Origin of the sequence: Pseudomonas sp. VD-NE ins (assembly GCF_031882575.1) — a bacterium.
GTDB classification, from domain to species: domain Bacteria; phylum Pseudomonadota; class Gammaproteobacteria; order Pseudomonadales; family Pseudomonadaceae; genus Aquipseudomonas; species Aquipseudomonas fluorescens_BZ.
In genome coordinates, this window is record NZ_CP134772.1 from 5,515,511 (window position 1) to 5,542,341 (window position 26,831).

The following is a 26,831-nucleotide window of genomic DNA, read 5'->3' on the forward strand; positions in this document are numbered from 1 at the left end:
GAGCTGCCGAAGGCTGCGATCTTTTGATCTGCCTTTTGCCGTTGAAAAGTCAAAGTCAAAAGATCGCAGCCTTCGGCAGCTCCTACAAAAGCAAAAAAAACGCCCCGAACCAGTCGGGGCGTTTTCACGAGGATGCGGCCTCGGTTTTACAGCGGGTTAGCGAACACCATCCTGACGCAGTGCGGCCGGGGTGAAATCGCTGGTGGTAGCGGTGAAGCCGAAGTCATACGCACTCTTCTCTTCGTTCTTCATGCCCAGTGCCAGATAGCGGCCGGACTGCAGGTCGTAGAGGGTTTCCAGGGCATACCACGGCACTTGCTTGTCGTAGTAGTTCTCGGCGTGCGCTTCGGCGACGCGCCACAGTTGACCACGACCATCGTAGTGATCGATCACGGCGGCTTGCCAGGTGTCCTCGTCGATGTAGAAGTCACGTTTGGCGTAGATGTGACGCTGACCTTCTTTCAAGGTGGCAACCACATGCCAGACGCGGCGCAGCTCGTAACGCGCCAGATCCTGGTTGATGTGACCGGCCTTGATGATGTCGGCGTACTTCAGTTTCGGATCGTCGAGCTTGTAGCTGTCCGAGGCGATGTACATCTCTTTCTTGCCTTCGAGCTTCCAGTCGTAGCGATCCGGAGCACCGTTGAACATGTCGAGGTTGTCGGAAGTACGCAGGCCATCCGCCGCAGTACCCGGACCGTCATAGGACACCTGTGGCGCACGACGCACCCGACGCTGACCGGCGTTGTAGACCCACGCAGAACGTGGTTCTTTGACCTGATCGAGAGTTTCGTGCACCAGCAGCACACCACCGGCCAGACGTGCCGGCGCGGTCACTTTCTGCTTGAAGTAGAACAGGATGTTGCCCGGGTTTTTCGGGTCGTAATCCTTCATCTTGTCGCGGAACACGAACTGATCCTGGAAGTACACCAGGCTGAACGAGCCGTTCGGCTGAGGTGTCGCCTGGGTCACCAGACGGGTCACGCTGCCGCCGCGATAGCGGGTGATGTGGTTCCAGATGACTTCCACACCGGTTTTCGGAATCGGGAACGGTACGGCGGTATCGAAGTTTTCCAGACCGTTGCCGCCGGACACCAGGTTGGTGGTGGTGGCGTTTTTCCTGATCGCGGCAAACACGTCATCCGGCACGGTCGCACCGCGATGGGACGGGTAGACCGGCATCTTGAAGGTGTCCGGGTAACGTTTGAACATCGCGTACTGACCTGGCGCCAGCTTGTCCTTGTACTTGTCGACGTCTTTCGCCGTGATGGTGAACAGCGGTTGCTCACTGGCGTATGGATTGGACAGGAACCCCTTGCTGTCGACCGAGCCGGCGTTCTTTGGCAGCGGCTTCCACGCCGGGATCGAACCGTCGGCGTTACCGGCCATTTCAGCGCCCATCGGCGTCAGGCTCTTGCCCAGTTTGTCGGCTTCGGCAGCAGGCACCGCGGCCATGACGCCGGTCGCCAGCAGCGACAGGCCCAGAACACCGGCGTGGAACAGACTCTTTGTTATTTTCATAAATTCGTTCGTCCTGAAATGCAGTGCTTAGAAGTTCACGCCGAAGCTGAGCGCAACGAAGTCGCGGTCATCCACAGTGGTGTACTTGCCGTCGAAGAAGTTGGTGTACGCCAGGCTCGCGGTGTAGGTGTTCTGGTACTCGGCGTCGACACCCAGGCTGACCGCTTTGCGACCTTCCTCGAAGTTGCCGCCAGGGCCTGGCGAGTAACCGCTGACGTCGTGGGACCAGGCCACGTTCGGCTTGAGGTTCACACCGGCGAAGACGTCGTTGTATTCCCAGATGGCGCGACCGCGGTAGCCCCACGACATTGACGTGGTGAAGCCGTCGTTGTCGCAATTGCGGCTGCGGTTGTTCTGCGGCGAACCCGGCCCTGCACCGTTGATGGTGCTGGCGTTGAGAATGTTGGCGCAGGTGTTGGTGGTGCCAGTGGCCGGCAACTCGCCCGGGCCATACACCGGATCGCGGCCATAACGCTTGTCGGAACGGCTTTCCAGCCCGCCGACGTAGGTTGCCCCGACTTCACCGACGAGGGTCAGACGGCTGGCGCCCATGACCTGATCGAAGAAGTGCGTGAACGTCGTCTGGATCTGGGTGATTTCCTTGCGCTCGTAACCATGCAGATCCTGACCCGGCACGCCATTGAGTATCGAAGCGTTGGTCAATGCACCGCCGATCGGACGCACGCCGGCGAACAGGATGTCGGTGGAGTTCAGTTGTACCGGCGCGTTCGGACGGTAGCTGATCTCACCGTTCCACGCCGTACCGGTAGGCAGAGTGGTGGAGAAGCTCAGACCGTAGAGACGAATGTCTTCCGGGTATTCAATGAAGTAGTTCGAGTTACCCGCGACCAGCAGCGGTGCAAGTGCCGCAAATGGCCCTGGCAGCGCGCGCGCGGTGTTGTAGACCGATTGCGGCGCACCGGTGGCACTGAAGATCGGCGCACGGCTGTGGTAGTTCATGAAGTAGGCGCCGAACTCGGTGTCGAGCGGTTCGTACATGTACTTGAAGGACGCGCCCCACTGACCGCTGTCACGGGCATCGCGATCCGGCCCACGACGCACCAGAACGCCTTCTTCGTTGACGCTGACGCCATTGGCCGCCAAAGGGCCAAGGGCCACGGCCGGGATTTGCGAACGCTTGTTCAGCACGCGCAGGTTGTCGTTGCAACCGTCGGCCACGATGTCCGGCTGCGAGAAGAACGTGCCGCAGTTATCGACGACGGTCTGGTCCCATTCCAGTTGATAGAACGCTTCGGCCGAAAGGTTTTCGGTGAGGCTCTGGGACACGTAGAACATGTTGACCGGGATCAGGCCTTCCTTGATCTCGGCGCCCGGACGACGGAATGCAGACACGTCGATCGGGTTGATCGAGTTGATGCCGCCGCCGATGAAGGTACTTTCACCCCAGCTCACCACCTGCTTGCCCAGACGCACGGAGCCCGGCTGATCGGCGATCGAGTAGTTGTGGTAGACGAAGGCGTCGAGGATCTGCCCGCCGGACGACTTGGCGCCCTCCTTGCGACCCGAATCACTGATGTCCTTGAACTCGCGGCTTTCATCCTTGAGTTCGAAGTCGTACCAGTATTTGCCACGGACGAACACACCGGTGTCGCCGTATTTCAGTTCAAGGTCATGGATACCCTTGAAGATCTTCGAAAAGGTTTCACCGCTCTTGAAGTTGGCGTGACCGTCATCGGACGTTTGCGACAGACCGTGGCCGCCATTGTTGACGCCGATGAGGTTCTTGTTCGGGCTCTGAGTAGACCAACTGGCACCGATCGACAGGGATGAGTCGAACTGGCCTTCGATTTCACCGACGTTGAAACTGACGCCGAATGCGGGCCCGGCGAGCGAGGAGGCAAGACTGACCGCCAGAGGCAGTTTCGCCCGGCGCCAGAACTGGTTTACTGAGGTCATCGACGCTACTCCATGTGCATTATTGTTATGGCAGTGAGTACTTTTAAAAACGCCTGAAGGACCGGGTGCCAGAGACAGCCCGAAGTCACTCCAAAGATGCATCGCCCCGTTTTGTGCGTGTGCCCCGTTCTTAAAAATCCTTGAGCGGACTATAGCCAGCAGGTGGTACTGCTTGATCCCTCTAAAGTGTGATTTGCAGCTGCCGGCCACTCTGGAACAGTCCTTTCGCCAGTCCGACGCATGTCGGCACGGCAAGGATGGCTGATTTTTTCGATTTCACAAGCCAAGCGCTTGCTTGGTGGGTCTGGCGCGCCGGTTTCGGCGCGCCAGCAGACACTCAAAGTGTCGAGAGGAAGGTGCTGTTGTTGGCCTGCCATTCGGTGATGTCGAGGCGGATACGCTTCTTGTCGAGCTTGCCGACACTGGTCTTGGGAATTTCGGTAACAAGGGCGATCTGACTCGGGATCGCCCACTTGCTCAGGTGGCCCAATTCCACGAACGGCTTGAGGTGTTCCTTGAGCTCGCGCGCCCCAATCACATGCCCTTCGCGGATCACCAGCAAGGCAAACGGGCGCTCGCCCCACTGCGGATCAGCGATGCCCACCACCGCTACTTCGCGTACCGCGACGTGACGGCTGATCAGGTCTTCGAGATCCAGCGAGGAGATCCACTCGCCGCCCGTCTTGATCACGTCCTTGATGCGGTCGCGGATGTCGATCACGCCCATGCTGTCGAGCGTGGCGACGTCGCCGGTGTGCAACCAGCCGCCAGCCCAGAGCTCGGCGCCCTTCTGCGGTTCGTTGAAATAGCCCTCGGTGAGCCAAGGCGCGCGCAGCACCAGCTCGCCTTGGGTCTCGCCGTCGGCCGGAAGAAAGTTACCCTCGGCATCGACAATCGCCGCTTCCACCAACGGCCCCGGCACACCCGCCTTGATCCGATAGGTGGTGCGTTCGTCTTCAGTGCCGGCCATCAGCTCATCATTGAGGTGCGCGCAGGACACCAGCGGCCCGGTTTCCGACATGCCGTAGGCCGCCGTGAGCTGAATGCCGCGCGCCTTGGCGGTTTCGTACAGAGTGCGATTGAGCGCGCTGCCGCCAATGACGATCTTCCAGCCGCCGAAATCGGTGCCCTGTGCGCCTTTGGCGTTAAGCAGCATCTGCAAAATGGTTGGCACGCAGTGGGAGAAGGTGACCTTTTCCTTGCGCCACAGCTCCACGAGAAACTCCGGATCGTAACGCCCCGGATATACCTGTTTCAGGCCCAACATGGTCGCCACGTACGGCAGACCCCAGGCGTGAACGTGGAACATCGGCGTGATTGGCATGTACACATCGTTGGTGCCGAGCAGGCGCACACTGTCGATGGAGCCCATGATGGTCGACACGCCCATGGTGTGCAGCACCAATTGCCGATGGGTGAAATACACGCCTTTCGGGTTGCCGGTGGTGCCGGTGGTGTAGAACGTGGTGGCGACCGAGTTTTCGTCGAAGTCCTGGAAGTCGTACTGTGGACTGGCGGCGGCCAGCAGTTGCTCGTACTCACCGACCAGGTTCGGCAGATCGGCGGTTTTCTCTGGCAGATCAGTCAGCAGCAGGGTTTTCTCGACCGTGGTCAAATGCGGTGCGATCGCCTGATACAGCCCGACGAACTCGCTGTTGACCAGCACAAAGCGGTCCTCGGCATGGTTCATGGTGTAGAGGATCTGCTCCGGCGACAGGCGCACGTTGATCGTGTGAATCACCGCGCCGATCATCGGAATCGCAAACATGCATTCCAGGTAACGGTGACTGTCCCAGTCCATCACCGCCACGGTGTCACCGGCCTTCACACCGGCCGCCGTCAGCACATTGGCCAGCCGTGCCACACGCTCGATCAGCGTCGGGTAGCTGTAGCGCAATTGGTCACGGTAGATGATCTCGCGGGTTTTCTCGTAACGGGCGCCGGACATCAGCAGCCGTTTGATCAGCAATGGATACTGGTAGGCCCCATCGGCCGGGGGAATGACGCGAGTCTGCAACATAAGAATCCCTTTTCTGACTGCACGGTGTTGGCGTAGAGATTGGTACTCTAGAACCCTTATACGCCAGCCAAATCAGCCAAAGGAATGATTTGCAAAGCCGTACAAATACTAGCTTTGCGCCAGCATTTGCCGGTATTCGCTATCTATCAGGCAGTTTGGCCTACAGCCTCTTCAGAAGGCGTCCGTGGGAAAACCACTGCCGCGAGGAAGGTCAGTGCGCCGAAACCCGCGAGAATCAAGTACAGGCCTACGAAGCCATGGCGCGGTTCGACATAGGAAATCAGCGGAATCGCCGTCGCACTGGCACCGAACGATAAACAGTAACGCAGGGCGAACACCCGTGATTGCCATTGCGGGGCGACGAAGTTGGCAACCATCGCATCGTTGACTGTTACCTGACCGAACACCACGAACATGAATGCCGCACCCAGCGCAATCACTGCCCAGCCCTCGGCATAGGCCAGCGCAAACAACAGTGGCGCCTGGCACAACGTCAACACTATGAACGGCCATTTCAGACTGACCCGGTGCAGCACTCGACCGATGCTCAACTGCGCGACCGCGCCAAAGGCATAAGCCAGGCTGACCACCACACCGAGGGTTTGCGGCGAAGCGAACAGTTCATGCAATCGCTCCTGAAACAGTTTCGGATACGTCATGGTGGTGGCGTTGAACACCACACCACCGGTGGCCGTGGCCAACGCCAGCACACCGAACACCATAACCATGGAAATGCGCTGGCCGGCGGCCCCCTTGAGAGGCGTGTGCGCACGCTTCGGAATCGGTTCCTCACGCACCTGCAAGGCGAAGCCAAAACCCAGCACAATCGCCACCGCCCCCGGTAACAAGAACGCTGAGCGCCAGCCGAACTGCGCCACCAGCAACCCGGTAATCAGCGCCGAAAATGCCACGCCCAGATTGCCCCACATACCGTTGATGCCGATTTCGCGGCCACGATTCCGCGCGTAGGCCACCAGCATCGCCGTGCCCACCGGGTGATAGATCGCCGCGAAAATACCGATCAGGGTCAGGCCGATCACCAGCATGGTCGGGCTGTTGCTCAGGCCGGTAAAGATCGCCGAAGCGCCGATACCGAAGAAAAACACCAGCATCATCTGCCGCCGGCTCCAGTGATCGCCCAGCCAACCGGCGGGTAGCGAACAGGCGCCAAAAGCAATGAAACCTCCCAGCGACAGGCCGATCAGCGCGGCGTAATCGAGACCGAACGCTTGAGTCATGCCGAGCACGGCGGCGGGAAAAATAAGCATGAACATGTGATCGATCACATGGGCGGCGTTGATGTAGCGGATGACGTTTCTCGATTGATTCATGGCGGCACGCTTTACGTTGTTGTGTGGCGCTTATGCTAAGTTGGCCGTAAAGCGCATTCCTGCCAAGCAACTCATCAAATCAGACATGTTAATCAGCCATTTCGAACACGGCCCGGTGAGCGCCTACCCCCGGGATTACCTGGACGGCGCGCACCAGCCGCTGCACCTGCATCGCGAGGCGCAACTGCTGTATGCCGTCAGCGGGATCATGCGCGTGGTCACGCAATCGGGGGCGTGGGTGATTCCGCCGAGTCGCGCGGTGTGGATTCCACCCGAGGTGGCGCACGAGATTTTCATGAGCGGCGACGTGCAGATGCGCTCGCTGTTCATTGCGCCTGCGCTGTCGCCCGCCAGCCTGCAACAGTGCTGTGTGCTGGCGGTGACGCCGCTGCTGCGCGAGCTGATCCTGCGTGCCGTGCAAGGGCCGCCGCATGCCGACAATCCGCTGATCCAGCAACTGATGCTCGAAGAACTCGCGAGCCTGGAAAACCTGCCACTGCACATTCCGATGCCCACTGACCGGCGCCTGCAAAACATCTGTCTGGCACTGCTGCACACCCCTGATCATGCCAATACGCTGGAAGACTGGGCGCAGCAGGTCGGCGCCAGCTCACGCACGTTGGCGCGGCTGTTTCAGCAACAGTTGCAGATGAGCTTCAACGCCTGGCGCCAGCAACTGCGCCTGATGGAAGCTCTGCCGCGCCTGCTCGCCGGGGACAGCGTGCAGCGTGTGGCGCAGGACCTGGGTTACGGCAGCGCGCGGGCGTTCAGCGCGATGTTTCGCCGTTTGCTTGGGGAAAATCCCCGCGAGTATCTGAATAACCTGAGCAAGCTCAGCCAACTCGTGTAGGAGCTGTCGAGTGCAACGAGGCTGCGATCTTTTGACTTTGTTTTTTTAAGATCAAGATCAAAAGATCGCAGCCTTCGGCAGCTCCTACACAGTGAGATCAATGCATTTCGGTAAACGCGATTTTCACGCCGAGAGCGATCAGCACCGCGCCCATAGTGCGGTCGAACCAGTGGCCCATGCGGGCGAAACCGGCACGTACACGTTGCTGGCTGAACAGCATAGCCACCAGGCAGAACCAAAACGCAGTCGCGACCGCCAGGTAAATCCCGTAACCGGCCTGCACGGCCAATGGCGTATGCGGGTTGATCACCACGGTGAACAGCGACAGGAAGAACAGCGTGGCTTTCGGATTCAGACCATTGGTGACGAAGCCCGACGTGAATGCGCCGCGAGCCGTGCGAACGCCGGCCTCTTTGTGCAGATCATCGGCCACGACTTTCGCCGGTTGCGCACGCAGCGCCTTGAAGCCGATGTACAGCAAGTAAGCGGCCGCCGCCCACTTCAACGCGTTGAACAGCACGATCGATTGCGACACGATCAGGCCGATCCCCAGCAACGAATAACCAACGTGGAGGAAAATCGCCGTGCCCACGCCCAGCGCGGTCCAGGTCCCGGCGCGGCGACCGTGGGTCACGCTCTCGCGCACCACCACGGCAAAGTCCGGGCCGGGGCTGGCGACGGCCAGCAAGTGGATCAGTGCAACGGTCAAGAACTCGGTCCAGTACATGGGGGCTCCTCTGGAGTTGATCGGTCAAATCGGACTCATGGCGCAGATGCTTTCCCTGTGGAAGCGAGCTTGCTCGCGAAGGCGGTGTGTCAGACAACCACAATTCGCTTGATCCGCCCTCTTCGCGAGCAAGCTCGCTCCCACAGGACTTGTGAGTACCTCTGGCACTGAGTAACCAATTGTTTCATCTGGTAGGCTCGGCAGATTACGCCCTACGCTCACAGCACGAAAGGTACAGTTGATGACGAACACGCGCCGCGCGGTATTCCTTGATCACCCTTCGCTGGATCTCGGCGACCTCGACCTCAGTCCTTTACGCGAGTCTTTCAGCGATCTGCAGCTGTTCGCCCAGACCTTGCCCGGGCAAGTCGCCGAGCGCCTGCAAGGTGCAACAGTCGCCATCACCAACAAGATCCTGATCGACGCCGCCGCGATGGCCGCCAACCCCGATCTGAAACTGATCCTGATCACCGCCACCGGCACCAACAACGTCGACCTCGCCGCCGCCCGCGCTCAGGGCATCACCGTGTGCAATTGCCAGGGTTACGGCACGCCGTCGGTGGCGCAACACACGATCATGCTGTTGCTCAACCTCGCCACGCGTCTGGCCGAGTATCAGAAAGCCGTTGGCGAAGGTCGCTGGCAGCAGGCGAAACAGTTCTGCCTGCTCGACTATCCGATCGTTGAACTGGAGGGCAAAACCCTCGGCCTGCTCGGTCATGGCGAACTCGGCGGCGCCGTGGCGCGATTGGCCGAAGCGTTCGGCATGCGCGTGTTGCTCGGGCAGATTCCCGGGCGCCCTGCTCGACCGGATCGTCTGCCGTTGAACGAATTGTTGCCGCAGATCGACGCCCTGACCCTGCACTGCCCGCTCAACGAACACACCCGGCACTTCATCGGTGCCCGCGAACTGGCGTCGATGAAACCCGGCGCCTTCGTGGTCAACACCGCACGCGGCGGCCTGATCGACGAACAGGCACTGGCCGACGCTCTGCGCGCCGGGCATCTGGGCGGCGCGGCCACTGATGTGTTGAGCGTCGAGCCACCGACCCAAGGCAATCCGTTGCTCGCAGCGGACATTCCACGCCTGATCGTCACCCCGCATAACGCCTGGGGCAGCCGCGAGGCACGCCAGCGCATCGTCGGCCAATTGACCGAAAACGCTCAGGCGTTCTTCAGCGGTAAGGCGCTGCGGGTCGTCAGTTGATAAACTGCGGCACTTTTTTTTGAGGAGCAGTTATGGATCCGCGCAGTGAAGTACTGCTTCGTCAGCCCGAGTTGTTTCAAGGTTCGTTGTTGTTGGCCGGTTTGCCCGCCGACGATTTGCTTGGGCGCTTGCCCAATGCATTCGGCTGGTGCTGGCATGCCGGCGATCAAGCCGCGCTGGACGCTCGCTTCGAAGGTCGCAGCCATTTCGGCGTGAACATCCCGGAGCGGGAATTCGACAGCGCCGTGGTGTTTCTGCCCAAGTCCAAGGACCTGACCGATTACATCCTCAACGCCGTGGCTTCGCGTCTGACCGGACGTGAGGTGTTTCTGGTCGGTGAGAAACGCAGCGGCATCGAAGGCGCGTCCAAGCAGCTCAACCCGTTCGGCAAGCCGCGCAAACTCGACAGCGCGCGGCACTGCCAACTCTGGCAAGTCACCGTGGCCAACGCGCCAGAAGCCAAGTCTCTGGAAAGCCTGGCGCAGACTTATGAACTGCCACTGGCCGAAGGCCCGTTGAAAGTCATCAGCCTGCCGGGCGTGTTCAGCCACGGTCGACTGGATCGCGGCAGCGCCCTGCTGCTGGAGCATCTGGACAAACTGCCGAGCGGCCATCTGCTCGACTTCGGTTGCGGCGCAGGCGTGTTGGGGGCTGCGGTCAAACGTCGCTACCCGCACAATCAGGTGACGTTGCTGGATGTCGATGCGTTTGCCGCTGCCAGCAGCCGTCTGACGCTGGCGGCCAACGGTCTGGAGGCTGAAGTACTGACCGGGGACGGTATCGACGCCGCGCCGATGGGTTTGAGCGCGATTCTGAGCAATCCGCCCTTCCATGTCGGCGTGCATACCGATTATTTCGCCACGGAGAACTTGCTGCGAAAAGCGGCGAAACATCTGAAAAACGGCGGCGAACTGCGCTTGGTGGCGAACAGTTTCCTCAAGTATCAACCGCTGATCGAAGAGCATCTTGGCGTGTGCGCGATCAAGGCTGAAGGCAATGGTTTCCGGATTTACCGGGCCAAGCGCGGCTGAAAATTTGTTCTTGCCCAAACGGATTTGCCTAGGCAGAATCCGCTCCGTCCTAGGGGAGTAGTCTCCCACGAGCGCCAAGCTCGTCCGGCATACGTCAACATACTTGATCCTCAGATCATGGCGTATGCGACCCAAGCGTCCGCAGCAGACGGATCGCAGGGTTTGACAAGACCTATGACACGCACACCTTACCCGGGGCGGGAAGGCTGTACGTGTCATAGCCGTGTCGACCCGCCCCTTAGGAAAATCCTGATGCTGGACTCGTTACTCGTTCCCACCGCAATCGTTGCCTTGGCCGAAATCGGCGACAAGACGCAACTGCTCGCGCTGATTCTCGCCGCTCGCTTTCGCAAACCCTGGCCGATCATTGCCGGCATTGTCGCGGCGACCCTGGCCAACCACGCAGCAGCCGGTGCGGTCGGCGCCTGGTTCGGCAGTTTCTTCTCGAATGCGACGCTGCACTGGATTCTCGCCGCAAGCTTCACCGCCACTGCGCTGTGGACGCTGGTTCCGGACAAAATGGACGACGATGAAACCAGCACCGCACGCAAGTTCGGGCCGTTCCTGACCACGCTGATTGCGTTTTTCCTTGCAGAAATGGGTGACAAGACTCAGGTCGCGACGGTGATGCTCGCCGCGCAATATCCGGAACTGTGGCTGGTGATTATCGGTACGACGGCGGGCATGTTGATTGCCAACGTGCCAGTGGTATTGGCGGGTAACTTTGCTGCGGACAAATTGCCGCTGACCTTGATCCGTCGCCTCGCGGCCTCGGCATTCATGATTCTGGCAATCGTCGCGGTGTACAAGGCGATGCAGAGCAGTGGCTGGGTTTAACCCTGCCGACCCCGCTCGTTCCCACGCTCTGCGTGGGAATGCAGCCGGGGACGCTCTGCGTCCCTTTTGGAACGCGGAGCGTCCCTTGAGGCATTCCCACGCAGAGCGTGGGAACGATCACCGACTCAGGATTTAGGAGCCTGTTCGTACAGCGGCATGACCTTCGGAATCGCTGCCTGCAACGAGGCAATCCGGCTGGCCGAGGCCGGGTGAGTGCTCATGAATTCCGGAGGAGCACCTTCCGAGGCCTTGCTCATCTTGTTCCACAGGGTGATCGCGGCGTTCGGGTTGTAACCGGCGCGTGCGGCCAGTTCCAGACCAATCAGGTCGGCTTCGTTTTCGTTGGCACGGCTGTTCGGCAGGGTCATGCCGTAGTTGGCCACGGTGTCGGCCAGCGCCAGACTGTCCTGACCCAGACCGAGCAATGCACCCGCACCCTGTTTGGCCATTTCAATCCCGTACGCCTTGGACATCGCTTCACGACCGTGCTCGCGCAGGGCGTGGGCGATCTCATGGCCCATCACCGCGGCGATTTCATCGTCGGTCAGTTTCAGGCTGTCGATCAGGCCGGTGTAGAAAATGATCTTGCCGCCAGGACCACAGTTGGCGTTGAGCTCGTCGCTCTTGATCAGATTGACTTCCCACTGCCATTGCGCCGCATCCGGACGGAAGTTCGGCGCCTGGGCGATCAAGCGATTGGCAATTGCCTGAACCCGTTTGGCCTCAGGACTGGTCTTGTCCAGCACACCCTTGCTGGAGGCTTCACCGACAGTCTTCTGATACGACTGGGCATACATCTGATCGACCTCTTGCGAGGACAGCATGCTGAACATGTACTGCTTGCGTTCCACACCCACGGCGCCGCCATTGGTGGTGTTGACCGACTGACAACCGGCCAGCAACAGCGCTGCGCTCAGTGCACTTACAACCAATGTCTTGTTCATTCAAAAGCTCCCTGAAAACCTGCGCGTATCCTAGGCGGGTAATTGTATCGACGCCAGATACAACGGACGTGTTGCAGCGACTTTCAGACGTTTTCCACTTGAGCTGTCGTAAAAAATTCACAGCGATCGCCAGGCCCGCAGCAACTGCGTCGTGCACAGATCCATTTGCGACATCGGCTTTCAATTGCACCGGCTCGCACTCATGGCCCAATGCCGGCTGCCGATATATCACCGCAGACGTCCTCTTGCGTGCGGAGCTCCCATGAAGTTCAAGTCGATCCAGTTTTCCGTCGCCGCCCTGGCCGGCGCCATCGTCCTCAGCGTGGTCGCCGCGCTGGTGCTGTATGCGCTGTTCTCCGGTGCGCGCACGCAGGAGATGGTGCAACAGCGCACGCAAGCGCAGTTCGAGCAGGTCATCGAACAACGCCTGACCTCGCTGGCGCAGACTCAGGTCAGCCAGATCCAGCGCGAGCTCGAGGCGCCACTGCTGATTGCCGGCGGCCTGGTGCGGGTCAACGCCCTGCTCGGCACGCCGGGCGCCGATGGCCAGCCGCGTCTGACCGTCAGCCGCGAGCAGTTGATCAGCCTGATCAAAGAAAACGTCGAGAAGAACCCGAAGATTCTCGGCACTTACATCGGCTGGGAAAAGAACGCCCTCGACCACAACGACGCGGCCTACGTCGGCACCAGCGTGGTTGGCATCGACGCGGCCAACGGGCGTTTCTTGCCTTGGTGGTTCCGCAACGATGACGGCACCCTCGGCCTGGACAAACTGGTCGACGTCGACGACCAGAAAACCCTGTCCACCGGCGTGCGCGCCAGCGAGTACTACTTGTGCTCGAAGGAAACGAAGAAAGCCTGCGTGATCGATCCGGCGCCGTACAAGGTCGGCGACAAGATCGTCATGCTCGCCTCCTTCATTGAACCGATCATGCTCAACGGCACTTTCCAGGGCATCGTCGGTGCTGACTTATCGGTGAACTTCATTCAGGAAATGCTCCTCGGCGCCAACCAGAAACTGTACAGCGGCGCCGGGCAAATGGCCCTGATCGGCGGCAACGGCCGGATCGTCGCCTACACCAAAGACCCGAGCAAATTCGGCGAAAAAGTCAGCGATATTCTCGACGCCGAGCAGACCGCCAACATGGCCAATCTCAAGCGCGGCGAAGTGACTTACTCGGTCAACAAGGACAAGGGTCGCATCGAACTGTACCTGCCATTCGGCATCGGCCAGACCGACGCACGCTGGACACTGATGCTGCAATTGCCTTTGAACGCGGTAATGGCGGATCTGCAAAAGCTGCAGGGCGACCTCGATGCGCAACGCAAGTCCGACACGTTCGGCATGGCCATGGTCGGTCTGCTCATCGCCGGCCTCGGCTTGCTGGTGATCTGGCTGGTTGGCCACGGCATCGCCAGACCGCTGATACAGATGGTCGCGATGCTCAATGACATTGCTCAGGGTGAGGGTGATCTGACCCGACGCTTGAGCAGTGATCGTAGCGATGAACTCGGCTCGATCGCCAAGGGTTTCAACACCTTCCTCGCCAAATTGCAGGCGATGATCACCCAAGTGGTAACGTCGGTGCAGAGCGTCAGCGATTCTTCGGAACACACGGCCGACATCGCGATTCGCACCAACATCGGCATTCAAAAACAAATGGCCGAGATCGATCAGGTCGCCACGGCGGTACAGGAAATGACCGCCACCGCGCAGGACGTCGCACGTAACGCGACGCAGGCTGCGCAAGCGGCCAGCCATGCCGATCAGGCGGCGAGTCAGGGCATGCAGATTGTTCGTGACACCTCGAACTCGATCGGTGTGCTGGCAGTGGAAATCGGCAAAGCCGTAGACGTGGTGCAAACACTGGCCAAGGACAGCGAGAACATCAACGCCATTCTCACCGCCATTCGCGGGATTGCCGAGCAGACCAATTTGCTGGCGCTGAACGCGGCGATTGAAGCCGCACGTGCCGGTGAACAGGGTCGTGGGTTTGCCGTGGTGGCCGACGAAGTGCGCAATCTGGCGCAGAAGACACAGAAGGCTACCGAAGAAATCCAGACCATGATCCAGCAACTGCAACAGGGCACGCGCGATGTGGTGCGGGTCATGGAGGACAGCCAGAACCGTACTGATGAAAGCGTGCAGCACGCGGCGAAAGCGGCTGAGGCGCTGGAAACGATTACTCAGGCGGTTTCGGTGATCAACGACATGAACACGCAGATTGCCAGCGCGGCGGAAGAGCAGAGTGCGGTGGCGGATGACATCAATCGCAACGTGATCAACATTGGACAGGTGGCCAATGAGGTCGCGGGCGGTGCGGATGAGTCGAGTTCGGCGAGTGCCGATTTGACCAAACTGGCGGAGCAGCAGCGGCGGTTGATCAATCAGTTCAAGGTCTGAAAAGCGAAAAGCACCCTCACCCTAACCCTCTCCCAGAGGGAGAGGGGACTGACCGAGTTGTCTCCCGTCATACATCGACCTGAAATAACCAGTCGATTATGGATTCAAAGCTGAGCGTTCAAGTCGGTGTATTTCGTCAATATCCCCCAATCAGTCCCCTCTCCCTCGGGGAGAGGGCTAGGGTGAGGGGCTTTTGATCTTCTGGGTTTAACCCGGGGTCAAACACTCCGGCCCATTGAGCTTCGGATCATTGATCAGATTCGCCAACACCCGCTCACGCAACACCGCCGGTTCACTGGCCAGCAGCCCCTGCAACACATGCAACGGCGTCTCCGGATCCAGCCACGCCGCCTGCCCCGCCTCATCGAGAATCAACGGCCGCCGCTGACTCGACGCCGGCTGTGTAATCACCGCCGTACTCAACCACACCTGTTCCTGCACCGGATAAGCCTCCCAGATCGCCGCAAAAAACAGTGATGAGCCCTCCCCCGGCGTCAGCCAGAACGGGCGCTTGCGCTGGGTCCCGCGCCATTCGTAAAAACCATTGGCTGGCAGCAGGCAGCGACGCTGGCGTAGCGCCTCACGAAACATCGGTTGCTCGGCCACGGTTTCCGCCCGGGCATGTGCCGGGGTTTTCGACAGATCGGTCAGCCACGGCGGCGTCAGCCCCCAACGGGCGCGGGCCAGAGCGCGCTGGCCATCTTCACCGGCACGCAGCATCAACACCGAATCATTGGGGGAAATGTTCCACTGCGCCTGCTGATCGGCGGGAAAACCTGGCAGGGCCGCGAAGTCGCGGTTCCAGCGAAACAGGGCATAACGTCCACACATGGGGCAACACGACTCTGAAGTAAAACGAAGCTCAGCCTAACAGACCAGCGTCCCGGGGAAGCTCTCCGGTTCATCGCCGGGCAGCGGCAGCGCGGCATTGTACGCGGTGATCAGCTCGCGGGCGTATTCGGCCTGATCGTTATCCACAGATAAGCCCAACAGACCGAAGATCGGCAGCTCGCCCGTACCACCGAGCAAATCACGGCCAATCAAGTGCGCCTCGATGCCTTCGCTGGCGAGCATGCCCTTGAGCATTTCGCCTTCCATCAGGTTTTCCGGCTCGTAGATTCGCTGCATGGGCGCGCCTCACTCGTTTTCGCTGAAGACTTCCAGAAACCAGTCCTCGCCATGGACCTGCAATACGAACGTGATGGGCCGACAACACACCTGACAGTCCTCGATATAGGTCTGATCGCCGCCGGACAGGTCCACTGTCGTCTCGACCGTTTCCCCACAATAAGGACATTCGTATTCAGCGGCTTCCAGCATCGCGGTCTCCCAAGTGACTTGTGCGTATAATCGCCGGTCTATTTGCAGGGCTATTTTTGTCTGGCTACTTTTTCAGACCGTGCCCCGCGGGTTTTCGATCAAAACCTTTACTTACCCTAGCCGTTTCCAACAAGAGAGCATGATGGGCGAATTCGATGCCATCCGACCTTACGACGACAGCGAAGTACCCGTGGTACTGGCAAGACTGCTCGGCGACAAGGCGTTTCTAGATATCCTCACCCACTTCCGCTTCCCGCGTTTTGCCGGTGCCTTCGGCTGGATGCTCAAACCACTTATAGCCCATCGGCTGCGTCGTGAGTTCGCCGACGTGACGTCGGTGGCGACGTTGCAGGACAAGGTCGAGTCCTACGTCGACCACACCATCGAGCGCGCCACCGACGGCGTGACTTACACCGGTGTCGAGCAATTCAAGTCCGGCAGCGCCTATCTGTTCATCGCCAACCACCGCGATATCGTGATGGACCCGGCCTTCGTCAACTACGCCGTGTACCACGCCGGCCTGCCGACACCGCGCATTGCGATTGGCGACAACCTGCTGCAAAAGCCGTTTGTCAGCGACCTGATGCGTCTGAACAAGAGCTTCATCGTCCACCGTTCGATCACCGGCCGTCGCGAAAAAATGGCCGCGTATCAGCTGTTGTCGGCGTACATCAACCACTCGATCCGCAACGATTGCGCGTCGATCTGGATCGCTCAGGCTGAAGGCCGGGCGAAGGATGGCGATGACCGTACCGAGTCGGCGATCCTCAAGATGTTCCACATGAGCCGCAAGGACGAGCCATTCGGTGAAGTGATCCGCTCGTTGAACGTCACCCCGGTGTCGATCAGCTACGAATACGACCCGTGCGACCAGGCCAAGGCTCGCGAGTTGTATATCCGCGCCACCACCGGCACTTACGCGAAAGCGCCCGGCGAGGACGATGTGAGCATCGCCAAGGGCATCACTGGCTACAAGGGCCGGGTGCACGTGAACTTTGCCGCGCCGATCACCGAGCTGTTCGAAGACACCAAGCAATTGGCGGTCGAGATGGACAAGCAGATTCTCGGCGGTTACCGCTTGTTCCCGGTGCATTACCTGGCGTATGCGCAGTGGGCCGATGCCGATCCGCAGTTGAATGTGCCGAAAGCTGCCGAGGTGTTCCCGGCGGATGAACTGGCCAAGGCGCAGGAAGAATGGCAGAGCCGGCTGGACGCTTGCCCTGAGGAGCATCGTCCGTATCTGGTGCTGCAATATGCGACGCCGGTGCGTAATCAATACCGTGTCAAGGCTGGGTTACTGCTGTAAAGCAACGGCAAGATCAAAAGATCGCAGCCTTCGGCAGCTCCTACAGGGGATTCGTGTAGGAGCTGCCGAAGGCTGCGATCTTTTGCTTTTAATAGCGTGTGCTGATCCAGGAAACGATCAAGGCCAGCGCGAGGCAGGCAAAACCGAAGCGATAGAAAAACCGGTTCATGCGCAAGGTCGCCCAGTCCAGGATCGGCTCGGCATTCGGCTGTGCCTGACGCTGGGCGGCAATGCTGGCCATCGCGCGCTGTTCACGGCGGCGAGTGGCGTGCAGCAGCCAACTGCCCGGAAACGCCAACAACAACGCCAGCAAGTTGATCAACTTGGCGGGATGGGCGGTAAACAGCGTCATCAAGTGCAGCGACATCACAGACCTCTATCTGAACCGGTACGGCAGTTGCCAGATCGACGACTGCGGCGCGGATTCTACCGAAACCCGAGTGCCCTGCCCCAGGCTTTGCGACAAATTACCTGACAATCGACCGATGGCTGTCCTGTGTCACGGCTTCGTCATGTGGATAGGCCACCCTGCGCGCCTCGAAACACACATGGAACGCGACATGCTTCACGCTGAAAACCAGGATCGTCTGTACCTCATCACGCCTTATGACGAACAACAGAGTCTCGTCGGTAGCCTCGCTTTCAATGTGCAGGATCGCCATTGGCTGGTGTATTGCGCGCTGGGCGGGCATCAGCATGCGGATTTGCCCGAGGCGGATTTGCTGACGGGCGTTAGCGTGCTCGACTTTTACTCGCAGGCTGCCTGAAAGCAGAAGCACCCTCACCCTAGCCCTCTCCCGGAGGGAGAGGGGACTGACCGAGGTGGATTTTCGATGTACATCGACCTGAAAGTTCGAGGTGAATGCAGATCTCAAGAAAGACACCGATCTGCTCCCTTTCCCCCACGCCCCCTTTGGGGGAGAGGGGACTGACCGAGGTGGATTTTCGTTGTACATCGACCTGAAAGTTCGAGGTGAATGCAGATCTCAAGAAAGACACCGATCGGCTCCCTTTCCCCCTCGCCCCCTTTGGGGGAGAGGGGACTGACCGAGGTGGATTTTCGAGGTACATCGACCTGAAAGTTCGAGGTGAATGCAGATCACAAGAAAGACACCGATCGGCTCCCTTTCCCCCTCGCCCCTTTGGGGAGAGGGCTGGGGTGAGGGGGATCGATCTCCCATACGCCACAAATTCCAACCCTGACACCCACAAAAAAGCCCGGGACCATCACTGATCCCGGGCTTTTTCACATCCGCCGAAAACTTACTCAGCCAGAACCTGACCCACAGTCGGATCCTTGAACAGACGCGTCAGCGCATCGCTCAACACATCGCTGACCAGTTTGGTGTTGGTTTCCTGGTTCGGCGCCATGCCGAAACGCTGGTCCAGCGAAGCGCCATAACGGCCGCTATAACGGCGGTTGGCGTTCTGCACATCGGAGCGGAAGGTTGCGCCAATGGTCGCTTCGGTCACGTACATGCCTTCTTTCGGCGACTGGTATTTCAGCTCGGCCAGGGTAACGGTCAACTGCGGAGCATTCGGTGCGTTATTGGTCGGGGTGAAACCGAGCAGACGCACGGCGGCTTCAGCCTGAGCCTGCAACTTCGGCAGGATCTGCTCGCGCTGCACGGTGATGGCGCTGGTTTCCGGGTACAGGCCGCCACGGGTACCGAGGGTTGGCGACGGACGACCGTCGACCACGCGCACGACGACTGGCTGGCCACGGCCGACCGGTGCGAGCTGAGTGGTCAGCTTCGGCTCCGGGCTCAGTTGTTGCGGGCTGTGGGCGCAGCCGGCCAGGGTCAAACCGGCCACAGTGATCAAACCGAACAACAGGCGTTGCAACATGCTCTTCTCTCCAGAATCAGGCACAAACAGGCCGGCAGTATAGCGGTGGGCCACTGCGGGTAACCAGCGCCCGGCAGCGAATACTGAAATGTCTGACAAACCCTTGGGAAAGCGGTTCCTGTCACAGATTATTCACCCGGCATACACGTTCACGTCACGGCGTCTTGGCAACCTTGCAATCAGTCCCCCACAAGGTACTCAACCATGCGTTATCTGATCTCGTTGTTCGCCCCGCGCCCGCTGCACCGCAGCTTCGCCCTGCTCGACCGCCATGGCCATTGCCAGGCATTCAAGCAGTGCAGCCTGCAACCGATGGGCGACGGCTGGGTGGAAATCGAAGAAATCCGCCTCAACTGGTTGCACCAGCCACTGCCCGCCAGCGCCCGCGTCATAGCGTCGCAGCCCCGTGCACGGGTGCAAGCGATGTTGAGCATCTGACCGGATGCCTAATAAAAGTCATTAAACACGAGCAACTGCCCGCATTTCTTCGATACAATCTCCCCCCGATTATAAGGACGTCTCCTGATCGGGCCCCGCAACAGCGTCAATGCGCATGCATCGACACCCAAAATCGCCCACAGAGAGCCGCCCACACAGATCGAGTGAAGTTGGCGCGCTTGCCTGTTCTTCCGGCAAAAACCCCGCTTTTCGCGAATCTGCAGAGCTGTCATGACGCTCGGCCACCGCGTTGTTTTGCCTTTGCGGGCAAGGTGCCAGGCCTGGACAGCCCTTTTTTGAGGTTCACGTCTTCAAAAGAGCGTGAAAAAAACGGGTTTTCACAACTTCACAAGAGTGTGGCGAGCAAATGAAAAGTTTTGCGTCTGAACATGCACCATTAGCGTCTGAAACAGCCCAACGACACAGGACCGGGTATACCTCGAATATCGGAGCCTGAAGCCTGTCCGCTACGGATTTGGTTGCACAAAAACGGATGTCTCGACCATAAGTCGAATTGCCAGCTGCGTGCTGAAATGAGTTCATGGAGCTCTTGAAAGCCAAGCCGCATACATCCGTCGAAGTTGCGAAAAATTGCGAAGATTCGGACATGGCGACCTGACCACGGATAGCTGGGGCATAACTGATCTGTCCCGGAACGCCTGGCAGCCATGCCGACAATTTGGTGCTGCAGATTTTGGAGACGCGTTAAATGGCGCATAACGAAGCAGTCGACGTAGTTCTGGTTGGGGCGGGCATCATGAGTGCCACCCTGGCAGTACTGCTCAAAGAGCTCGACCCCGCGATCAAGCTGGAAGTCGTCGAGCTGATGGATTCCGGTGCTGCAGAGAGTTCCAACCCATGGAACAACGCCGGTACCGGCCACGCGGGCCTGTGCGAGCTGAACTACACGCCGCAAGCCGCTGATGGCACCGTCGACATCAAGAAAGCCGTGCACATCAACACCCAGTTCGAGGTGTCGAAGCAGTTCTGGTCGTATCTGACCAAGAAAGGCACGTTCGGCTCGTGCAAATCCTTCATCAGCCCGGTGCCGCACCTGAGTTTCGTCCAGGGCGACAGCGGCGTGTCTTTCCTCAAATCGCGCTTCGACGTATTGAGCAAGCACCACGCCTTCGCTGACATGGAGTACACCGAAGACAAGGCCAAGATGGCCGAGTGGATGCCACTGATGATGCCGGGCCGCGCGCAAGATGAAGTCCTCGCCGCGACCCGCGTGATGAACGGTACCGACGTCAACTTCGGCGCCCTGACCAATCAGTTGCTCAAGCACCTGACCAGCGCTCCCGACGCTCAAGTCAAATACTGCAAGCGCGTGACCGGCCTCAAGCGTAACGGCAGCGGCTGGACCGTCAGCATCAAGGACGTCAACAGCGGCAGCAGCCGTGAAGTCGATGCCAAGTTCGTTTTCCTCGGCGCGGGTGGTGCGGCGCTGCCGTTGCTGCAGGCTTCGGGCATCGAAGAAAGCAAAGGCTTCGGCGGCTTCCCGATCAGCGGCCAGTGGCTGCGTTGCGACAACCCGGAAGTGGTCAAGCACCACCAGGCCAAGGTGTACAGCCAGGCCGCGGTGGGTTCGCCACCGATGTCGGTGCCGCACCTGGACACCCGCGTGGTCGACGGCAAGAAATCGCTGCTGTTCGGGCCATACGCCGGTTTCACCACCAAGTTCCTCAAGCACGGTTCCTTCATGGACCTGCCGCTGTCGGTTCGCGCCGGCAACATCGGGCCGATGCTGGCCGTGGCGAAAAACAACATGGACCTGACCAAGTACCTGGTCAGCGAAGTGATGCAATCGATGGAACAGCGCCTGGATTCCCTGCGCCGTTTCTACCCAGAGGCGAAAGCCGAAGACTGGCGCCTGGAAGTGGCTGGCCAACGGGTGCAGATCATCAAGAAAGACCCGAAAAAGGGCGGCATCCTGCAGTTCGGTACCGAACTGGTTGCGGCCAAGGACGGTTCCCTCGCCGCCCTGCTCGGCGCTTCGCCGGGTGCGTCGGTGACCGTTTCGATCATGCTCGAGCTGATCGAGAAGTGCTTCCCGGCCAAGGCCAAGGGCGAGTGGGCCGGCAAACTGGCGGAAATCTTCCCGGCCCGTGAAAAGGTCCTGGAAACCGATGCTGCGCTGTATCGCAAGATCAACACGCAGAACAACATCGCGCTGGAACTGGTTGAAGAAAGCAGCGAGACCCCAAGCTACGCTTGATCTAGCCGCATAAAAAACGCCCCGATCGGGGCGTTTTTTTATGTCTGCCAGAAGCAAAAGATCGCAGCCTTCGGCAGCTCCTACAGGGTGTACATCAATCCCATGTAGGAGCTGCCGCAGGCTGCGATTTTTTGATCTTGTCTTTTGACCTTAACCGCGGGACTTCTCGATCAGCTCGATGTAGTCCGGGGCGTTGCGCTGATCGGCGATCAGGTCAACAAAGGTCTTGCCCTGCTCGTCTTTGCCATCAACGTCGTAACCCGCTGCAACGAAGAAGCCCAGAAAGCGTTCGAAGTCGTCGATACGCAGGCCACGGTAGGCCTTGATCAGTTTGTGCAGCGACGGCGAAGTGGCGTCGACCGGCTCAAAATCGAGGAACAGCTTGATCTGCTCATCGCCGATCTCGTCACCAATCACTTGTTTCTTATCTTTACGCATTGCCGACTCCAGCTCGCAGACATTACACGGGGCGGGCAGTTTACCCCTGCCCGGCCGCCCGGCTCAACGCGATCGCACCGCCCCCGTGTGCAAATCGGCCCAGATATGGCCGTTGGCGTAACTGAGGAACTGCACATACACAGTGTCATTGCGCAGCAGATCGATGATCACGCGGTATTGGGCCTGTGGATAAAACAGCGTCAGGGTTTTGCTCTTATCGTCGTAGACCGGTTTTTTCAGGCTTTTGCTTTCGCCGTCGAAATTGACCAACACCTGAGTAATGGTCGCGCCTTTGTTCAGGGATTTGCCCTTGAGGCGGATCATCAATGGCGAGGTGACCGGAATCGGCTGCTGATTGGACTGGCGTTGCGCGCCAATGACCACGGAATAGTCGGTGACCTGCATGAGTTGCTGCTGTTCAGGCTCGGCATCGCGCACGGTCAGATCGTCCGGCGGCAGGAACTGGCTGTGCATCGGCGCGGCAAAAAGCGGCAGGCTGAAGGTCAGCAACAGGGCGGCAATGCTGCGGATCAAGAGGCTCATGGCAGGCTCCGGAGGGCGGGGCCGAGCACTCTAGCATGGGATTAAAAGCAAAAGATCGCAGCGTTCCGCAGCTCCTACAGGGTGGACATCAATCCCATGTAGGAGCTGCCGAAGGCTGCGATCTTTTGATCTTGCTTACATGCCTTTAACGGCAAAGATCCCGTTGGCGTTGCGCCAGTAGCCTTTGTAATCCATGCCGTAACCGAAGATGTAGCGGTCGATGCACGGCAGGCCGACGAAATCGGCTTTCAGGTCAGGACGCGCCTTGCGGTCGTGATCCTTGTCGATCAGCACGGCGGTGTGCACTTTGCGCGCGCCGGCGTGTTTGCAGAAGTCGATGATCGCGCCGAGGGTGTGACCTTCGTCGAGGATGTCGTCGATGATCAGCACGTCGCGGTCGATGAACGAGACTTCCGGCTTGGCTTTCCAGAACAGGTCGCCGCCGCTGGTTTCGTTGCGATAACGGGTCGCGTGCAGGTAGGACGCTTCCAGCGGGAAGTGCAGATGAGTCAGCAACTTGCCGGAGAAGATCAGGCCGCCGTTCATCACGCAGAACACCACCGGGTTGCTGTCAGCCAGTTGTTCGTTGATTTGTGCACCGACACGGGCGATGGCCGCCTCGACTTCAGACTCGGTGTACAGGCAGTCAGCCTCTCGCATGATTTGACGGATATGCTCGAGATCAGCGGACATGGCGCTCTCCAAGGGTTGGCGGAATTGGAAAAGCGGGCAAAGGTACGCATCCATCGAGGCCGAATCAAGCCTTTATGGACTAACGTACAGAATGTCCTATAGGACATCACCCTCGGATAGATTAATCTAGGCCGGTTTTTTTGCCCGCCGCCGGAGTTTTTCCATGCCCATCCTCGAGATCCGCCATCCGCTGATCCGTCATAAACTCGGCCTGATGCGCCGCGCCGATATCAGCACCAAGAATTTCCGTGAGCTCGCTCAGGAAGTCGGCGCCCTGTTGACCTATGAAGCTACAAAAGATTTGCCGCTGGAGTCATACGATATTGCAGGCTGGTGCGGCACCGTGTCGGTCGAGAAGATCGCCGGCAAGAAGATCACCGTCGTGCCGATCCTGCGCGCCGGCATCGGCATGCTTGAAGGCGTGCTGAGCCTGATCCCGGGTGCCAAGGTTTCCGCGGTGGGCGTCGCCCGCAACGAAGAAACCCTGCAAGCGCACACCTATCTGGAAAAACTGGTTCCGGAAATCGACGAACGGTTGGCGATGATCATCGATCCGATGCTCGCCACCGGCAGCTCGATGGTTGCGACCATCGACCTGCTGAAAAAGGCTGGCTGCAAAGACATCCGCGCCATGGTGCTGGTTGCCGCGCCGGAAGGTATTGCCGCAGTCGAAAAAGCTCACCCGGACGTGACCATCTACACCGCGTCCATCGATGAGCGCTTGAACGAGCACGGTTACATCATCCCTGGACTTGGCGACGCCGGTGACAAGATCTTCGGCACCAAGCAGAAGGACGCGTGACCATGCAGCAAGAGTTCAACGATCCGCTCTGGCGCACGGTGCTGTCCGGCGCCCAGATGCTGTTCGTGGCTTTCGGCGCCCTGGTGCTGATGCCGCTGATCACGGGCCTGGACCCGAACGTGGCACTGTTTACCGCAGGTCTTGGGACGATTCTGTTCCAGATCGTCACCGGGCGTCAGGTGCCGGTGTTTCTGGCGTCGAGCTTCGCCTTCATCACCCCGATCATTCTCGCCAAGGGCCAGTTCGGCCTCGCCGCGACCATGGGCGGTGTGATGGCGGCCGGTTTCGTCTACACCTTCCTCGGCCTTGCCGTGAAGATCAAAGGCACCGGATTTATCGACCGCTTGCTGCCACCGGTGGTGATTGGTCCGGTGATCATTTCCATCGGCCTGGCCATGGCGCCGATTGCCGCAAACATGGCGATGGGCAAGGCTGGCGACGGTTCTGAACTGATCCATTACCAGACCGCAATGTTGATCTCGATGCCGGCGCTGCTGACCACGTTGATCGTGGCGGTGTTCGGTAAAGGCATCTTCCGCCTGGTGCCGATCATCTCCGGTGTGCTGGTCGGTTTTGCTATGGCGTTCTATTTCGGCGTGGTCGACACGGCGAAGATTGCCGCCGCGCCATGGTTTGCGATTCCGCATTTCACCGCACCGGAGTTCAACTGGCAGGCGATCCTGTTCATCGTTCCGGTGGCGCTGGCGCCGGCCATTGAGCACATCGGTGGCGTGATTGCTGTGGGCAGCGTGACCGGTCGTGACTACCTGAAGAAGCCAGGCCTGCATCGCACCCTGCTCGGTGACGGCATTGCCACCACCGCTGCCGGCATGTTCGGTGGCCCGCCAAACACCACTTACGCAGAAGTGACGGGCGCGGTGATGCTGACCAAGAACTACAACCCGAAAATCATGACCTGGGCGGCGATCTTTGCCATCAGCCTGGCGTTCATCGGCAAGTTCGGCGCCCTGCTGCAAAGCATCCCGGTGCCGGTGATGGGCGGGATTTTGTGCCTGTTGTTCGGTTCGATCGCAGCGGTGGGGATGAACACCCTGATCCGTCACAAGATCGATCTGGGCGAAGCACGCAATCTGGTGATCGTGTCGGTGACGTTGGTATTCGGGATTGGCGGTGTGCTGGTCGGCACCGGTACCGGTCCGGATGACTTCGGCCTCAAAGGCATCGCGCTGTGCGCGGTGGTGGCGATTGCGCTGAACCTGATTCTGCCGGGCAACGATGGCTGGAAGAACAAGAAGGCGGATGAGCCGCTGATCTAGACCTTTAGATCTGATGTGTGATCGTTCCCACGCTCTGCGTGGGAACGCAGCCCATGACGCTCCGCGTCACTGGACGCAGAGCGTCCCTAGAGGCATTCCCACGCTGAGCGTGGGAACGATCATCACAACGCCAGCGGCGCTCGCTCGCAGAGAGTCGCCAAGGCTTTCGCCCAATGCGTGTCATCGTTCAGGCATGGCACCAGCACCAGCTCCTCGCCCCCCGCTTCGCGGAATTGCTCGTTACCGCGATCGCCAATCTCTTCCAGTGTCTCGATGCAATCGGCGACAAACGCCGGGCACATCACCAGAATTTTCTTCACGCCGCTTTTCGCCAGCTCATCCAGTCGCGCTTCAGTGTACGGTTCGATCCACTTTGCCCGGCCCAGACGCGACTGAAACGATACCGACCATTTGCCATCCGGCAGGCCCATGCGCTCGGCGAACAACGCTGCGGTACGCAGGCATTGCGCGCGATAACAGGTCGCCATGACCGCAGGCGAGGCGTTCTTGCAGCAATCATCATTCTTGAAGCAGTGATTGCCGGTCGGATCGAGTTTGGTCAGGTGCCGCTCAGGCAAACCGTGGAAACTCAGCAACAGGTGATCGTAATCCTGTTGTAGATGTGGCCGGGCGCTTTCGACCAACGCATCGAGATATTCCGGCTGATCGTAGAACGGTTGCAGCACCGACAGTTGCACGTCGAGTTTCTTCTGCCGGATCACCCGTTTCGCTTCTTCGATCACCGTGGTGGTGGTGCTGTCGGCGAACTGCGGATAGAGCGGCGCCAGTGTGATGCGCTTGTGCCCCGCCGCAACCAGTTTGAGCAAACAGGTTTCAATCGACGGTTCGCCGTAGCGCATCGCCAACTCGACCGGGCCGTGGGTCCACTGCGAGGTCATCTGCTGTTGCAGGCGACGGCTGAGCACCACCAGCGGTGAACCCTCGTCCCACCAGATCGATGCATAGGCGTGGGCCGATTGCTCCGGGCGCTTGATCAGGATCAGCGACACCAGCAAACGCCGCACCGGCCACGGCAGGTCAATCACGTACGGGTCCATCAGGAATTGATTGAGGTAGCTGCGCACATCGGCCACCGAGGTGGAGGCCGGGGAACCCAGGTTGACCAGAAGCAAAGCGTGATCGGTCATGCAACGTCCTA

General features: G+C 59.6%; 26 protein-coding genes, 1 pseudogene and 1 riboswitch. Of the genes and pseudogenes, 12 read left to right on the forward strand and 15 right to left on the reverse strand.

Translation table 11 applies throughout. The features are described 5' to 3' along the window. Nucleotides 1-156: 156 nt before the first annotated feature. The 4 genes from RMV17_RS24500 to RMV17_RS24515 all read right to left on the reverse strand — a co-directional run bounded on the left by RMV17_RS24500 (nt 157) and on the right by RMV17_RS24515 (nt 6,789). Complete coding sequence (locus tag RMV17_RS24500; RefSeq protein WP_034154350.1) at nt 157-1,521, reverse strand: DUF1329 domain-containing protein; 1,365 nt, start codon at nt 1,519-1,521, stop codon at nt 157-159. A gap of 27 nt (nt 1,522-1,548) precedes the next feature. Further along, nucleotides 1,549-3,438, reverse strand: a complete 1,890-nt coding sequence (locus tag RMV17_RS24505; RefSeq protein WP_311883179.1) for a DUF1302 domain-containing protein — start codon at nt 3,436-3,438, stop codon at nt 1,549-1,551. Nucleotides 3,439-3,775: 337 nt separating this feature from the next. Further along, nucleotides 3,776-5,458: a fatty acid--CoA ligase gene (locus tag RMV17_RS24510; RefSeq protein ID WP_108226029.1), complete on the reverse strand. Its 1,683-nt coding sequence runs from the start codon at nt 5,456-5,458 to the stop codon at nt 3,776-3,778. Nucleotides 5,459-5,604: 146 nt separating this feature from the next. Next, entirely contained in the window at nt 5,605-6,789 is a 1,185-nt protein-coding gene (locus tag RMV17_RS24515) for an MFS transporter (RefSeq protein ID WP_311883186.1), read from the reverse strand. Nucleotides 6,790-6,874: 85 nt separating this feature from the next. On the opposite strand from RMV17_RS24515, the gene RMV17_RS24520 reads away from it, so the two are divergent. Next, on the forward strand, nt 6,875-7,639 hold the full coding sequence (locus tag RMV17_RS24520; protein WP_108226065.1) for a helix-turn-helix transcriptional regulator: 765 nt from the start codon (nt 6,875-6,877) through the stop codon (nt 7,637-7,639). Nucleotides 7,640-7,736: 97 nt separating this feature from the next. Here the strand turns inward: RMV17_RS24520 and RMV17_RS24525 are convergent, their stop codons facing one another. Then, nucleotides 7,737-8,366 (reverse strand): LysE family translocator, encoded by a 630-nt coding sequence (locus RMV17_RS24525; protein WP_034154346.1) that lies wholly within the window; start codon nt 8,364-8,366, stop codon nt 7,737-7,739. Between the two features lie 241 nt (nt 8,367-8,607). Here RMV17_RS24525 and RMV17_RS24530 point away from each other — a divergent pair, with 241 nt between their 5' ends. The 3 genes from RMV17_RS24530 (at nt 8,608) to RMV17_RS24540 (ending at nt 11,441) form a co-directional block, all read left to right on the forward strand. After that, entirely contained in the window at nt 8,608-9,573 is a 966-nt protein-coding gene (locus RMV17_RS24530) for a 2-hydroxyacid dehydrogenase (protein ID WP_311883189.1), read from the forward strand. Nucleotides 9,574-9,605: 32 nt separating this feature from the next. Next, nucleotides 9,606-10,604 carry a class I SAM-dependent methyltransferase gene (locus RMV17_RS24535; protein ID WP_311883190.1) on the forward strand — a complete coding sequence of 333 codons (999 nt, stop codon included), beginning with the start codon at nt 9,606-9,608 and terminating at the stop codon, nt 10,602-10,604. A 40-nt stretch (nt 10,605-10,644) separates the two neighbouring features. Next, nucleotides 10,645-10,767, forward strand: a riboswitch (yybP-ykoY riboswitch). An 89-nt stretch (nt 10,768-10,856) separates the two neighbouring features. Further along, the gene (locus tag RMV17_RS24540) at nt 10,857-11,441 is read left to right on the forward strand and encodes a TMEM165/GDT1 family protein (RefSeq protein WP_077574495.1); all 585 of its coding nucleotides are present in this window, start codon (nt 10,857-10,859) and stop codon (nt 11,439-11,441) included. Between the two features lie 125 nt (nt 11,442-11,566). Here RMV17_RS24540 and RMV17_RS24545 read toward each other — a convergent pair whose 3' ends face one another. Beyond that, nucleotides 11,567-12,385, reverse strand: a complete 819-nt coding sequence (locus tag RMV17_RS24545; RefSeq protein ID WP_311883191.1) for a M48 family metallopeptidase — start codon at nt 12,383-12,385, stop codon at nt 11,567-11,569. A 1,441-nt stretch (nt 12,386-13,826) separates the two neighbouring features. Between RMV17_RS24545 and RMV17_RS30220 the strand changes: the two are divergent. Both RMV17_RS30220 and RMV17_RS30225 read left to right on the forward strand, forming a co-directional pair. Beyond that, nucleotides 13,827-13,886: pseudogene (locus tag RMV17_RS30220) on the forward strand (hypothetical protein); the annotation flags it as partial. A 198-nt stretch (nt 13,887-14,084) separates the two neighbouring features. Then, on the forward strand, nt 14,085-14,789 hold the full coding sequence (locus RMV17_RS30225) for a methyl-accepting chemotaxis protein (RefSeq protein WP_409373140.1): 705 nt from the start codon (nt 14,085-14,087) through the stop codon (nt 14,787-14,789). 207 nt (nt 14,790-14,996) lie between these two features. Here the strand turns inward: RMV17_RS30225 and RMV17_RS24555 are convergent, their stop codons facing one another. The 3 genes from RMV17_RS24555 to RMV17_RS24565 are packed head-to-tail and all read right to left on the reverse strand — an operon-like array spanning nt 14,997 to nt 16,109. Next, nucleotides 14,997-15,620 (reverse strand): SOS response-associated peptidase, encoded by a 624-nt coding sequence (locus RMV17_RS24555; RefSeq protein WP_311883195.1) that lies wholly within the window; start codon nt 15,618-15,620, stop codon nt 14,997-14,999. Nucleotides 15,621-15,656: 36 nt separating this feature from the next. Continuing rightward, the gene (locus RMV17_RS24560) at nt 15,657-15,917 is read right to left on the reverse strand and encodes a putative signal transducing protein (protein ID WP_007912819.1); all 261 of its coding nucleotides are present in this window, start codon (nt 15,915-15,917) and stop codon (nt 15,657-15,659) included. Nucleotides 15,918-15,926: 9 nt separating this feature from the next. Beyond that, the gene (locus RMV17_RS24565; protein WP_007967714.1) at nt 15,927-16,109 is read right to left on the reverse strand and encodes a CPXCG motif-containing cysteine-rich protein; all 183 of its coding nucleotides are present in this window, start codon (nt 16,107-16,109) and stop codon (nt 15,927-15,929) included. Nucleotides 16,110-16,251: 142 nt separating this feature from the next. On the opposite strand from RMV17_RS24565, the gene RMV17_RS24570 reads away from it, so the two are divergent. Then, the gene (locus tag RMV17_RS24570; protein WP_311883201.1) at nt 16,252-17,415 is read left to right on the forward strand and encodes a 1-acyl-sn-glycerol-3-phosphate acyltransferase; all 1,164 of its coding nucleotides are present in this window, start codon (nt 16,252-16,254) and stop codon (nt 17,413-17,415) included. A gap of 88 nt (nt 17,416-17,503) precedes the next feature. Here RMV17_RS24570 and RMV17_RS24575 read toward each other — a convergent pair whose 3' ends face one another. Then, a complete protein-coding gene (locus tag RMV17_RS24575) occupies nt 17,504-17,782 on the reverse strand; it encodes a hypothetical protein (RefSeq protein WP_034154337.1) in 279 nt (92 codons plus the stop codon). Between the two features lie 193 nt (nt 17,783-17,975). Between RMV17_RS24575 and RMV17_RS24580 the strand changes: the two genes are divergently transcribed. Beyond that, nucleotides 17,976-18,182, forward strand: coding sequence for a hypothetical protein (locus RMV17_RS24580; RefSeq protein WP_311883206.1), 207 nt, complete (start codon nt 17,976-17,978; stop codon nt 18,180-18,182). A 496-nt stretch (nt 18,183-18,678) separates the two neighbouring features. Here the strand turns inward: RMV17_RS24580 and RMV17_RS24585 are convergent, their stop codons facing one another. Then, nucleotides 18,679-19,263, reverse strand: coding sequence for a YajG family lipoprotein (locus RMV17_RS24585; protein ID WP_034154336.1), 585 nt, complete (start codon nt 19,261-19,263; stop codon nt 18,679-18,681). 204 nt (nt 19,264-19,467) lie between these two features. On the opposite strand from RMV17_RS24585, the gene RMV17_RS24590 reads away from it, so the two are divergent. Beyond that, complete coding sequence (locus RMV17_RS24590; protein ID WP_034154335.1) at nt 19,468-19,701, forward strand: hypothetical protein; 234 nt, start codon at nt 19,468-19,470, stop codon at nt 19,699-19,701. Nucleotides 19,702-20,410: 709 nt separating this feature from the next. Then, complete coding sequence (gene mqo, locus RMV17_RS24595) at nt 20,411-21,919, forward strand: malate dehydrogenase (quinone) (RefSeq protein ID WP_311883210.1); 1,509 nt, start codon at nt 20,411-20,413, stop codon at nt 21,917-21,919. 150 nt (nt 21,920-22,069) lie between these two features. Here mqo and RMV17_RS24600 read toward each other — a convergent pair whose 3' ends face one another. From RMV17_RS24600 to RMV17_RS24610, 3 genes are all read right to left on the reverse strand, one after another. Further along, nucleotides 22,070-22,357 carry a PA4642 family protein gene (locus RMV17_RS24600; protein WP_034156015.1) on the reverse strand — a complete coding sequence of 96 codons (288 nt, stop codon included), beginning with the start codon at nt 22,355-22,357 and terminating at the stop codon, nt 22,070-22,072. A gap of 63 nt (nt 22,358-22,420) precedes the next feature. After that, a complete protein-coding gene (locus RMV17_RS24605; RefSeq protein ID WP_034156016.1) occupies nt 22,421-22,900 on the reverse strand; it encodes a hypothetical protein in 480 nt (159 codons plus the stop codon). A 135-nt stretch (nt 22,901-23,035) separates the two neighbouring features. Then, nucleotides 23,036-23,593: a hypoxanthine-guanine phosphoribosyltransferase gene (locus tag RMV17_RS24610; RefSeq protein WP_007912840.1), complete on the reverse strand. Its 558-nt coding sequence runs from the start codon at nt 23,591-23,593 to the stop codon at nt 23,036-23,038. 163 nt (nt 23,594-23,756) lie between these two features. Between RMV17_RS24610 and upp the strand changes: the two genes are divergently transcribed. Both upp and RMV17_RS24620 read left to right on the forward strand, forming a co-directional pair. Then, nucleotides 23,757-24,395, forward strand: coding sequence for a uracil phosphoribosyltransferase (gene upp / locus RMV17_RS24615; RefSeq protein ID WP_007912842.1), 639 nt, complete (start codon nt 23,757-23,759; stop codon nt 24,393-24,395). Between the two features lie 2 nt (nt 24,396-24,397). After that, the gene (locus RMV17_RS24620; RefSeq protein ID WP_016987198.1) at nt 24,398-25,672 is read left to right on the forward strand and encodes a uracil-xanthine permease family protein; all 1,275 of its coding nucleotides are present in this window, start codon (nt 24,398-24,400) and stop codon (nt 25,670-25,672) included. A 122-nt stretch (nt 25,673-25,794) separates the two neighbouring features. Here RMV17_RS24620 and hemH read toward each other — a convergent pair whose 3' ends face one another. Continuing rightward, on the reverse strand, nt 25,795-26,820 hold the full coding sequence (gene hemH, locus RMV17_RS24625) for a ferrochelatase (RefSeq protein WP_311883216.1): 1,026 nt from the start codon (nt 26,818-26,820) through the stop codon (nt 25,795-25,797). Between the last annotated feature and the right edge of the window lie 11 nt (nt 26,821-26,831).

Coding starts and splice junctions, on each gene's coding strand:
- RMV17_RS24560 (WP_007912819.1), bottom strand. CDS start 15,917: ATGCAGCGAATCTACGAGCCGGAAAACCTGATGGAAGGCGAAATGCTC.
- RMV17_RS24600 (WP_034156015.1), bottom strand. CDS start 22,357: ATGCGTAAAGATAAGAAACAAGTGATTGGTGACGAGATCGGCGATGAG.
- RMV17_RS24530 (WP_311883189.1), top strand. CDS start 8,608: ATGACGAACACGCGCCGCGCGGTATTCCTTGATCACCCTTCGCTGGAT.
- RMV17_RS24565 (WP_007967714.1), bottom strand. CDS start 16,109: ATGCTGGAAGCCGCTGAATACGAATGTCCTTATTGTGGGGAAACGGTC.
- RMV17_RS24620 (WP_016987198.1), top strand. CDS start 24,398: ATGCAGCAAGAGTTCAACGATCCGCTCTGGCGCACGGTGCTGTCCGGC.
- RMV17_RS24520 (WP_108226065.1), top strand. CDS start 6,875: ATGTTAATCAGCCATTTCGAACACGGCCCGGTGAGCGCCTACCCCCGG.
- upp (WP_007912842.1), top strand. CDS start 23,757: ATGCCCATCCTCGAGATCCGCCATCCGCTGATCCGTCATAAACTCGGC.
- RMV17_RS24505 (WP_311883179.1), bottom strand. CDS start 3,438: ATGACCTCAGTAAACCAGTTCTGGCGCCGGGCGAAACTGCCTCTGGCG.
- RMV17_RS24575 (WP_034154337.1), bottom strand. CDS start 17,782: ATGTCGCTGCACTTGATGACGCTGTTTACCGCCCATCCCGCCAAGTTG.
- RMV17_RS24535 (WP_311883190.1), top strand. CDS start 9,606: ATGGATCCGCGCAGTGAAGTACTGCTTCGTCAGCCCGAGTTGTTTCAA.
- RMV17_RS24515 (WP_311883186.1), bottom strand. CDS start 6,789: ATGAATCAATCGAGAAACGTCATCCGCTACATCAACGCCGCCCATGTG.
- mqo (WP_311883210.1), top strand. CDS start 20,411: ATGGCGCATAACGAAGCAGTCGACGTAGTTCTGGTTGGGGCGGGCATC.
- RMV17_RS24545 (WP_311883191.1), bottom strand. CDS start 12,385: ATGAACAAGACATTGGTTGTAAGTGCACTGAGCGCAGCGCTGTTGCTG.
- RMV17_RS24540 (WP_077574495.1), top strand. CDS start 10,857: ATGCTGGACTCGTTACTCGTTCCCACCGCAATCGTTGCCTTGGCCGAA.
- RMV17_RS24590 (WP_034154335.1), top strand. CDS start 19,468: ATGCGTTATCTGATCTCGTTGTTCGCCCCGCGCCCGCTGCACCGCAGC.
- RMV17_RS24580 (WP_311883206.1), top strand. CDS start 17,976: ATGCTTCACGCTGAAAACCAGGATCGTCTGTACCTCATCACGCCTTAT.
- RMV17_RS24605 (WP_034156016.1), bottom strand. CDS start 22,900: ATGAGCCTCTTGATCCGCAGCATTGCCGCCCTGTTGCTGACCTTCAGC.
- RMV17_RS24500 (WP_034154350.1), bottom strand. CDS start 1,521: ATGAAAATAACAAAGAGTCTGTTCCACGCCGGTGTTCTGGGCCTGTCG.
- RMV17_RS24585 (WP_034154336.1), bottom strand. CDS start 19,263: ATGTTGCAACGCCTGTTGTTCGGTTTGATCACTGTGGCCGGTTTGACC.
- RMV17_RS24510 (WP_108226029.1), bottom strand. CDS start 5,458: ATGTTGCAGACTCGCGTCATTCCCCCGGCCGATGGGGCCTACCAGTAT.
- RMV17_RS24570 (WP_311883201.1), top strand. CDS start 16,252: ATGGGCGAATTCGATGCCATCCGACCTTACGACGACAGCGAAGTACCC.
- RMV17_RS30225 (WP_409373140.1), top strand. CDS start 14,085: ATGACCGCCACCGCGCAGGACGTCGCACGTAACGCGACGCAGGCTGCG.
- hemH (WP_311883216.1), bottom strand. CDS start 26,820: ATGACCGATCACGCTTTGCTTCTGGTCAACCTGGGTTCCCCGGCCTCC.
- RMV17_RS24525 (WP_034154346.1), bottom strand. CDS start 8,366: ATGTACTGGACCGAGTTCTTGACCGTTGCACTGATCCACTTGCTGGCC.
- RMV17_RS24610 (WP_007912840.1), bottom strand. CDS start 23,593: ATGTCCGCTGATCTCGAGCATATCCGTCAAATCATGCGAGAGGCTGAC.
- RMV17_RS24555 (WP_311883195.1), bottom strand. CDS start 15,620: ATGTGTGGACGTTATGCCCTGTTTCGCTGGAACCGCGACTTCGCGGCC.